The organism is Nocardia sp. NPDC004722 (genome assembly GCF_053601505.1).
The window spans coordinates 1-9,064 of record NZ_JBSGBY010000341.1; the positions used below are offsets into that span (position 1 = coordinate 1).

Below are 9,064 nucleotides of genomic sequence, written 5' to 3' on the forward strand. Positions count from 1 at the left end.
GGAGACCCTGCCGGACTATCGGGCGCTGTGGCGGTGGTCGGTGGACGATCCGGCGCCTCCGCGTGATCGGCACACACCTCGAGCACCTCGAGCACCGCCCGCAACCGCGCCTCCGGCGGCTCCGCCGGCGCGTCCTCGAACATCCGGCCCGCCTGGATGACCGCCGCCCGCGCGCGGCCGCTGAGCAACTCCCGGCTGGCCCCGTACGGATCCGGGTTCGCCACATCGGTGGCCCGCCGCTCCAGGAAATCCAGATGCTCGGTCAACGCCTCCACGAAACGTCTTCCCGCACAGGCGGACACGGCCGCCCGCCAATGCAGCTGAGCCTCGCTCAGCACCCGCTCGACCTCTTCGGCCACCGCCCGCACCGACGTGGCCCCGGCGGCATCACCTCCGACCCCACGCCGCGCGTCCTCCACGAACCCGGCCGCCTCCCGCGGCCGCCCGGCCCGCAACGCCCCCCGCGCCGCCCGCAACGCCGCCTCCCACGGCCGCGCCGCCCGCGCACCGGATGTTCCCCCCGAATCACCCTGCGCACCACCGCCATAGGGCGTCCGCTGCCACTGCGCCGCATCCGGCGCACGGTACCCGCGCGCACCACCGGCTCCCCGCTGCTCGCCGGTCGCAGCGGCTGAGCCACCGGCCGCCGCGCCCGTGTCGCCCCGCGAGGCCGGACCGGCCTGCGACTCTCGATGCGCGCCGGCTGCTTCCGCCGCATCGGCGGTCCTGCCCGAATCTCCTTGCGTGTCTTCGCCGCCCGCCGACCGCCCTACCGAACCATCGGCCGCGTCGCCCGCACCGTCTCGCGAGCCGGCGCGGCCTCGCGAATCCCGGCCCGCCCCACCGGACTCCGGCTCCCTCGATGCCGGACCACCGGCCGCGCCCGAATCTGCCTGCGTGCCCGCCGGTTCGGAGCCGGTGCGCGCCGCGTAACCGGCCTCCGTCTCCCCGGGTCGGCGCGGACCCGCCCCGGCGGAGCGGCCGCCGGGTGTGACGTTGCCCGCGGGGGCACTGCCGGGTGGGGCGGCGAGGTGTTCGCGGCCTTCGACAACGGTGCCCAGTTCGTCGGTGAGGGAGATGAGCACGCGTTCGGCGGTGGCGCGGTCGAGACCGGCGGTGATGGCCTCGCCGAGTAGGTAGTCGAAATCGGCTGCCACGAGCAGGTCTTCGACCAGGACGGCGGCGCGGACCTGGGGGCGGAGCTGGTCGGTGGCGTCGTCGATGACGCTTTGCAGGTAGGCGTCGACCAGGTCGCCGCCGGGTTCGAGGAGGTCGGCGATGTGGACGAGGAGTTCGTCGAGGACGACGCGGAGGCGGCCGGGCGGCAGCTCGCGGGTGCGGGCACGCAAGGCCTCGGCGCGGAAGCGGATCTCGACGGTGTGGCGGGCGTCGGCGAAACCCAGGCCGAGCACGTACAGCAGGGTGGGTACCGGGTCATCGTCGCGCAGCCGCTCGAGTTCCAGCAGCAGTTTGCGGATCTGGCGGCGGCGTTCGGGACTCAGCGCGGGCACGGCCGGAGACGGTGCGGGCGTGGGCGATTCGTCGATGATGCGGTGGCGGCGGACATGGGCGGCGATCTCGGCCGCGGTGAGCCCGCCCATGCGGCCGATATCCTCCAGCCCGGGAATCTTGCCGGCGGGAACGCCGCCGTAGCGTTGCACCAGCCGGTCGATGGCGGCATCGAGCATCTCGAAGCGTTCGGCCTCGCGCCGCGCCCGCAACTGCCGCACCCGGTCGGCCTCGATGAGCCGGGACCCGGTCTCCAGCAAGGGTTCCGACAGCTCCCGGTGCGCGTCCACCAGCAGCCCGGCCAGCACCCGGAACTTGGGATGGTCGCGCAGCTTCTGCCACAGCGTCCACACCTGCTGCACCCGCGCCGCCACCTCGGCGTCACTCAGCCGCGCGGCCTCGGCGAGCGGAATGTCGTAGAGCTCGAAGGCATCCGACTCCTCGGGCCCGCCCCGGCGTTCGACGGCGGCGAGAACCCGTTTGCGATAGTCGTTGGGATCGAAGGCGTGCATGGCTGGTCGCGGACGGCGCTCTCAGGAATTTCGGCGGCGGGTGCGCTGCAACTGATCCAGCTCCCGTTCCACATCGGCCTGCGACAGCGTCGCCCCGGTCTGTACCGACAGGGTGAGCGGCATATCGGCGTCCACGTGGTAGGCGGTCACGTGCAGCACCCCGTCGAAGCCCATCTCGAAGGTCACCCGGACCTCGCTGCCCTCCGGATAGCCGGGCGGAATATCGCTGATCCGGCCCTCCACCAACACTTTCGAGTCCTCGGGCCGGGTGGAGGCCGCCTGCCCCTGCTGCTCGACGATGGTCAGTTCGATCTGATCCTGATCCGCGCGCACCGTGCCGTAGGAGCGCTTCACCTTGATCGGCAGCGTCTGATTGCGATGCACCAGCCAGCTGGCCGCCAGCCCGTTGAACGGGTCCAGCGCCAGCACCCCGAACCCGCGCGACACCACGGTGTCCACCTGGATCTCGAGCATGCGCCGCACCAAGCCCACCGGCTGCCCGAAGGAGTCGGCGACCCGTTTGAGCGCGGCCTCGAAGTCCGCCGGATCGGCCTCGAAAAGCGCTGCGCCGTCGCGTAGTCGGCCCCGGGTGATCAGGTCGGCGGCCACCAGCCGCTCCATCTCGAGCTTCTCGCCGTAGAGGGCGGCCCCGCGCGCCACCGACAGGTCCGGGTCACGGAGTTCGCCGAAGAGCCCGAACTCCTTCTGTAGTTGTTCGGCGACCATCGGCATCCGCGACGAGCCGCCGACCAGCAGCAGCCGATCCACGTGCCGGACCCCGCGCTGCCCGGCCGCGGCCAGCACCGCCCGGGTGAGGTCGAGGGTGCGGCGCATGAGCGACGCGGTCATGGCCTCGAGTTCGTCGCGAGTCAGCTCGATGACTGCCCGCGCGCCGTCGTGCGCGATCACCACCTCGGTGGATTCGGCGGTGGTGAGCTCGTGTTTGGCCTGTTCGGCGGCCAGCACCAGCAGCTGCGAGCCGACCGAATCGTCCAGCGGGTCTTCGGCATCCGGGTTGGCGGCGCAGAAGCGCTGCGAGAGATGCAGCGCCAGGCGTTCATCCCAGTCCGCGCCGCCGAGCTGATGGTCGCCTTCGACGGCGAGCACCGAGATGCGCCGGTCGGCCAGTTCGATGACGGTCGCGTCGAAGGTGCCGCCGCCGAGGTCGTAGACGAGCACGGTCTCCCGCGTCGGCCCCTTGCCGATCTCGATGCCGCCGTCGAGCCGCCCGAAACCGTAGGACAGCGCCGCCGCGATGGGTTCGCTCAGCACGCCCGCCACATCGAAGCCCGCGTAGGTTCCGGCCTGGATGGTGGCGCGGCGTTCCTCGTCGCCGAAGTAGGCGGGCACCGTGATCACCACCCGGCGCACCGGTTCGCCGCCACCGAATTCGGCATCGGCGGCAAGGCTTTTGAGGATGAGCGAGGAGACGGCGGGTGCGGACCACAGCTGCCCGTGCGCCCCGAACCGCCATTCCGCGTCACCCATGCGACGTTTGACCAGCGTGCAGACGTGGTCGGGATCCAGGCGGGCCTGCCTGCGCGCGCCCTCGCCCACCACGTGATCGGTGGCCGAGGCGAACAAGACGACCGACGGAACGGTCGGTTCACCGTTCAGCCCGATCAGCACCTGCGGTCGGCCATCCGCGTCGATTGCCGCAATTGCCGAATTCGTTGTGCCAAGATCGATTCCGTAGACCCCCACGTCGGCGATGTTAGCAGTCGACGCCCAACGCTGGGTCTATCGTTCCAGCTTGACCTCCTCCCAAACCCCAAGGGATGGGATTCCAACCATCACTGGTCAGATTTTCTGCTTCACCGACGACTGCCCGCCCGGAGTGCTCCGTTGAGGTCTTACACCGCCTCCACAGACAGAAACCGCCAGCCCGGCGGCCACAATGTTCTTCGCTGCGTTCACATCCCGGTCATGGCTTGCGCCGCAGGCACACGTCCATTCCCGCACGCTCAATGGCATCTCGTCCTGCAAGGAACCGCAGTCCGAGCAGAGTTTGGACGAGGGGAACCACCGGTCCACCGCGATCACCTCACGTCCATACCAGGCGGCCTTGTATTCCAGCATGGTCCGGAACTCCGACCAGGATGCATCGGAGATCGCCCGCGCAAGAGTGTGGTTGTGGAGCATGTTGCGGACAGTCAAGTCCTCGATCACGAGCGTTTGGTTCTCACGCACGAGCCGAGTGGTGATCTTGTGCAGATGATCCCGTCGCCGGTCGGCGATACGGGCGTGCACGCGAGCGACTTTCACCCGCGCCTTGGCCCGGTTTCTCGAGCCCTTCTGTTTCCGTGCCAGGACCCGCCGAGCTTTCACCAACCGTTCCCGGTCGTTGCGTTCGTGGCGCGGGTTGGAGATCTTCTCGCCCGTAGAGAGGCTGAGAAGGTGCGTCAATCCAGCGTCGATCCCAACCGCCGATTTGGCGACAGGCAGTGGTTGCAGAGTCGGGTCACCACAAAGCAACGACACGAACCAACGCCCGGCCGCGTCCTTGGAGACGGTGACAGTGGAGGGCTGGCTCCCTTCTGGAAGCGGCCGCGACCACACGATGGCGAGAGGGTCCTCCATCTTGGCAAGCGTCAGTTGTCCTGCACGCCAACGAAATCCGGAACGGGTGTACTCGGCCGATGCGTGGGACTTCTTGCGGGATTTGTATCTTGGATAGCGCGCGCGTTTGCTCCAGAAGTTCACGAACGCGGTTTGCAGGTGCCGCAACGATTGCTGCAGCGGGACCGACGACACCTCATTGAGAAACGTCAGGTCTTCTCCGCGCTTCCATTCCGTCAGCAGCGCCGACGTTTCGGCGTAGTTGACCCGCTGTCCACGCCGCCAGGCTGCCGTGCGGGCCTCCAGCGCGAGGTTGTACACCTTTCGTATACATCCGAAGGTCCGCTCGAGTTCGACGGCTTGAGCGGGAGTGGGGTAGAAGCGGTACTTGTATGCCCGCTTCACCGGCGTTTCCACGTCTCACACACTAACGCATTAGCATGTAAACCAGAAGGGAGGTAGTAGCGCCGGGCACGTCGAGCACCAACTCGACACATCCCTCCCCGCCCTTCGGGACGGGTATCCGCGCTACGAATTCTGATGACCGATCCAGCCACCGCCGCCGCGATGACCGAGGTGTCGACGACGAGCCTCGACCGCATTACCGAGCGCATCGACGATCTCGCGCGGGTCATCGCCCGGCAGGCCGCCACCATCGAGCGACTAGCCGACGAGGCCAAGGTGCAGATCCGCGACGAGCGCGCCGAGGCGGACGCACCGATGCTGCGGGATCTGTTCGCCCTGCACGGGCTGGCGCAGACCTTCGCCTCCACCTCGAATTCGGAGGCCGACCGCCCGGGCTTCGAGGCGATCAGCCGGCGCGTGGAGCGCATGCTGACCGAGCGCGGCGGGCAACTGGTGACGCCGTTCCGGGGCGCGGCCTTCGATCCGGAGGTCATGGAGGCGGCCGAACTCGCCGACACCAATGACCCCGAGGCGGACCGGACCGTGGAGTCCGTTATTCAGCCGGGCTTGACCGTCGGAGATCGGTCCATTCGCCCGGCGAAAGTCGTTGTCCGGCGCTATCGCCGGGCCTGATCGCACCGCGCCCGCAAAACTGACACTTGTTCTATTAATCACAAGTGCTTAACCTCGGGCACATGACCTATTCCTCCGCGACCGCGATCGTGACGGGTGCCGCTTCCGGTATGGGACGCGCGCTCGTCACCCGGCTCCTGGCCCAGGGCGCGGCCGTCTACGCGGTGGATCGTGAAGTGGCGGGCCTGGATTCACTGGCCGCGGACAGCCGCGGCGATCTCACCACCATGGTCGCCGACGTGACCGACCGCGACGCCCTCGCCGAAGTGGTGCAACGAGCCGTCGCCGAACACGACCGGCTCGATCTGATGTTCAACAATGCGGGCATCGTGGTCGGCGGCGATTTCGCGGACATGACCGACACCGTCTGGAACCAGATCGTCGACGTCAATTTCTGGGGCGTCGTGCACGGCACCCAGCTCGCCTACGCGCACATGCTGAAACAGGGCCGCGGGCACATCGTCAACACCGCCAGCAGTGCGGGCGTCATGCCGGTCGCGCGCTCGACCGCCTATGCCGCGACCAAGCACGCCGTGGTCGGCCTGAGCACCTCGCTGCGCGCCGAGGCCGCCGCGCACGGCATCAAGGTCAGCGTGGTGCTGCCCGGCGTGGTCGACACCGGCATCTTCGACAATGCCGTGAACCTGCCCGGCTACGACTATCGCAAGACCATCGACAAACTGCCTTTCTCCAAGGTGACACCCCTGGCCGCCGCCGACGCCATTCTCGACGGCGTCGCGAAGAACAAGCAGTACATCAGTTTTCCCGCATACAACCGGATCATTATCGGGCTCAATCGAATTCTGCCCGATGTGATGGCCCCGATCATCAATCGCGGAGGACGCAAATGAGCCAGCACTATCGCAGTATCGATGTCGGCGAGCCGATGACCCGATTCGCCCGGGGCTGGCACTGCCTCGGACTCGCGGAAACCTTCCGCGACGGACAACCCCACTCGGTCAACGCCTTCGGCACCAAAATCGTGATCTGGTCCGACAGCAAGGGCGAATTGCACGCCCTCGACGGCTACTGCCGCCACATGGGCGCGGACCTCGCCTACGGCAGCGTCAAGGACGACAATATCGCCTGCCCCTTCCACGATTGGCGCTGGCGCGGCGACGGCAAATGCGCCGCCATTCCCTACGCGCGCCGCGTTCCGCCGTTGGCGCGCACCAGATCCTGGATCACCTGCGAGGAGAACGGGCAGTTCTTCGTCTGGAACGACCCGGAGGGCAATCCCCCGCCGCCGGAGGTCGCCATCCCGCACATCGAGGGCATGGGCACCGACGAGTGGAGCGACTGGGACTGGAACAGCCTGCTCATCGAGGGCGCGCACTGCCGCGAAATCATCGACAACAACGTCGATATGGCGCACTTCTTCTACATTCATTTCGCGTATCCCGTGTACTTCAAGAACGTCTTCGAAGGACACGTCGCCACCCAGTACCTGCATTCCAAGGGCCGCCCCGACGTTCACGCGAAGTCCAACTACTCGCAGGAAATGTCACTGCTGCGTTCGGAGGCTTCGTATTTCGGCCCCTCCTACATGATCAACTACCTGCACAACGACTTCGGCGACAACACCGTGGAAGTGGCGCTCATCAACTGCCACTACCCCGTCACCCACAACTCCTTCATGCTCCAGTGGGGCGTCAGCGTCCAGCGCATCAAGGGCCTGCCGCCGGAGAAGTCCGGCAAGCTCGCCAAGGCGTTCGGCAAGAGCTTCGGCGTCGGCTTCCTGCAGGACGTCGAAATCTGGAAACACAAGACCCGCATCGACAATCCCCTCCTCACCCAGGAGGACGGCCCCGTCTACCAGCACCGCCGCTGGTACGAACAGTTCTACGTCGACGTCGCCGACATCAAACCGGAAATGACCGACCGCTTCGAATACGAGGTCGACACCACCCTCGCCAACGAGCACTGGGAAGCCGAAGTCGCCGAGAACCTCGCCAAACAGGCCGCCGCCCAAGCCAACGGCTCCGGCGATTGACGCACTCGGCTACGCGACGCCGCTGACGACACCCTCGGCCGCCGACCGCTCGATGGCGGCCAGCAGCCGGTGGTGGCGCAGCGCAGTCTCGAAATTCGGATACGGTTGCCGCGCTTCGGCAATGGCGCGCGCGACCTCCTGATACAGGGCCGCGATATTGGCGGGCGGTCCGGACAGCTCGGCCGCGACACTGCGATAGCCGTCGGGCACGGCCACCGCCTCGTCGCCGATCCGAATATCCCAGTCGCCCCAATGGATAAGGGTCCCGGGCTCGACCGGAGTGGCGATCAATGTCGCTTCGCTACCCACGAATTCGAGCCGGAACCCGTACCGAGCGGGCCCGTTGCCACCGTGCACGGCGACGACAGCGGTCGCGCCACCGGCCAGCAGTCCGTGCAGCAGTACGTGACTGGGCGTGGCGTTGGGCACCGTCCGATCGGTCCCGGCGACCAACACTCGGTCGTGCCGCCGAGGCAGCCGCGCGGACACCTCGGTCAGCGGACCCGCGACGCTTTCGAGCGTGGCCAGGAAGTGACCGGCCATGATGGTCAGCACCGTCGATCCCTCGGCCGGATCGAGGCCGAACACCAGGCGCGGCCAGATCCGGCTGCCACCCCACGGTGCGCCTTCCGCCAGCAACGCCACCGATTCAACGGTGCCGATCCGACCGTCCGACAGCAGATCCGCGACGAAGCGAGCGCTCGGCGAGTGATGGCCTTGCAACACGACCGCGTGCACGACGCCCGCTGCCACCGCGGCCGCCGTCAACTCGTGCGCCTCCTCGGCATCGACGCCGAGCGGCCACTCGGACACGACATGCTTTCCGGCGTCCAGGGCGGCCCTGATGACGGCGGCATGCCCGGAGGCCTTCACCGACACCACGACCAGGTCGACATCGGGATGCGAAATCAGTTGGCGCGCCTCGGCGAACGCGTGCGGCACGCCGTATGTGGCCGCCACTCGGTCCGCACTGGCCTGGTTGGTGGTCGCGACCGCGGTCACCTCGAATTCCGCGAGCGCCGCCAGCGCGGGCAGATGCGAGCTGGCCGCCCAACCGCTGGCCCCGACGACTCCGACTCGGATCATGTGCACCACTCCCTCAGTTCTGTACCGTCCGGTAAGAAACTAGGTGGCGCGGCGCCCGCCCGCAAGAGGTAATGTACCGATAGGTAAAGAACTCGTGGTGAGCAGAGGAGGACGGCATGCCCGGCGGACGCCCCCGCTCGTTCGACGCCGACACCGCCCTCGACCAGGCGTTGGAAGTGTTCTGGCGCAATGGTTTCGAAGGCACGTCACTGACGGATCTGACCACCGCGACCGGCATCAACAAGCCCAGTCTCTACGCCGCGTTCGGCAACAAGGAACAGCTGTTCGGCAAGGTCCTCACCCGCTACCTCGACGGCCCCGGCGGGTACGCCACCACCGCGCTCGACGCCGACACCGGCCGCGAGGT

General features: G+C 67.8%; 7 protein-coding genes and 1 pseudogene. 4 read left to right on the top strand and 4 right to left on the bottom strand.

What is annotated here, in order from left to right; all coding sequences use genetic code 11:
- The 3 genes and pseudogenes from ACWELQ_RS28325 to ACWELQ_RS28335 all read right to left on the bottom strand — a co-directional run.
- Window positions 1–2,021 (bottom strand): annotated as a pseudogene (locus tag ACWELQ_RS28325) (hypothetical protein); the annotation flags it as partial.
- Window positions 2,022–2,042: 21 nt separating this feature from the next.
- Window positions 2,043–3,725: an Hsp70 family protein gene (locus ACWELQ_RS28330; RefSeq protein ID WP_452400085.1), complete on the bottom strand. Its 1,683-nt coding sequence runs from the start codon at window positions 3,723–3,725 to the stop codon at window positions 2,043–2,045.
- A gap of 96 nt (window positions 3,726–3,821) precedes the next feature.
- Entirely contained in the window at window positions 3,822–4,985 is a 1,164-nt protein-coding gene (locus ACWELQ_RS28335) for an RNA-guided endonuclease InsQ/TnpB family protein (RefSeq protein WP_452400091.1), read from the bottom strand.
- Between the two features lie 135 nt (window positions 4,986–5,120).
- On the opposite strand from ACWELQ_RS28335, the gene ACWELQ_RS28340 reads away from it, so the two are divergent.
- The 3 genes from ACWELQ_RS28340 to ACWELQ_RS28350 all read left to right on the top strand — a co-directional run bounded on the left by ACWELQ_RS28340 (window position 5,121) and on the right by ACWELQ_RS28350 (window position 7,611).
- Window positions 5,121–5,618 carry a nucleotide exchange factor GrpE gene (locus tag ACWELQ_RS28340; protein ID WP_452400086.1) on the top strand — a complete coding sequence of 166 codons (498 nt, stop codon included), beginning with the start codon at window positions 5,121–5,123 and terminating at the stop codon, window positions 5,616–5,618.
- A gap of 62 nt (window positions 5,619–5,680) precedes the next feature.
- A complete protein-coding gene (locus ACWELQ_RS28345) occupies window positions 5,681–6,469 on the top strand; it encodes an SDR family NAD(P)-dependent oxidoreductase (protein ID WP_452400087.1) in 789 nt (262 codons plus the stop codon).
- Entirely contained in the window at window positions 6,466–7,611 is a 1,146-nt protein-coding gene (locus ACWELQ_RS28350) for a Rieske 2Fe-2S domain-containing protein (protein WP_452400088.1), read from the top strand. The genes ACWELQ_RS28345 and ACWELQ_RS28350 overlap by 4 nt, the downstream gene beginning before the upstream one ends.
- Window positions 7,612–7,620: 9 nt before the next feature.
- Here the strand turns inward: ACWELQ_RS28350 and ACWELQ_RS28355 are convergent, their stop codons facing one another.
- Complete coding sequence (locus ACWELQ_RS28355; RefSeq protein ID WP_452400089.1) at window positions 7,621–8,697, bottom strand: Gfo/Idh/MocA family protein; 1,077 nt, start codon at window positions 8,695–8,697, stop codon at window positions 7,621–7,623.
- A gap of 116 nt (window positions 8,698–8,813) precedes the next feature.
- Here ACWELQ_RS28355 and ACWELQ_RS28360 point away from each other — a divergent pair.
- Window positions 8,814–9,064, top strand: a 251-nt coding sequence (locus tag ACWELQ_RS28360) for a TetR/AcrR family transcriptional regulator (protein WP_452400090.1), incomplete at its 3' end; no start/stop codon positions are given.

Bases quoted from the DNA above. Each gene is read 5' to 3' on its own strand.
- ACWELQ_RS28340 (WP_452400086.1), top strand. From the start codon at position 5,121: ATGACCGATCCAGCCACCGCCGCCGCGATGACCGAGGTGTCGACGACG.
- ACWELQ_RS28345 (WP_452400087.1), top strand. From the start codon at position 5,681: ATGACCTATTCCTCCGCGACCGCGATCGTGACGGGTGCCGCTTCCGGT.
- ACWELQ_RS28350 (WP_452400088.1), top strand. From the start codon at position 6,466: ATGAGCCAGCACTATCGCAGTATCGATGTCGGCGAGCCGATGACCCGA.
- ACWELQ_RS28355 (WP_452400089.1), bottom strand. From the start codon at position 8,697: ATGATCCGAGTCGGAGTCGTCGGGGCCAGCGGTTGGGCGGCCAGCTCG.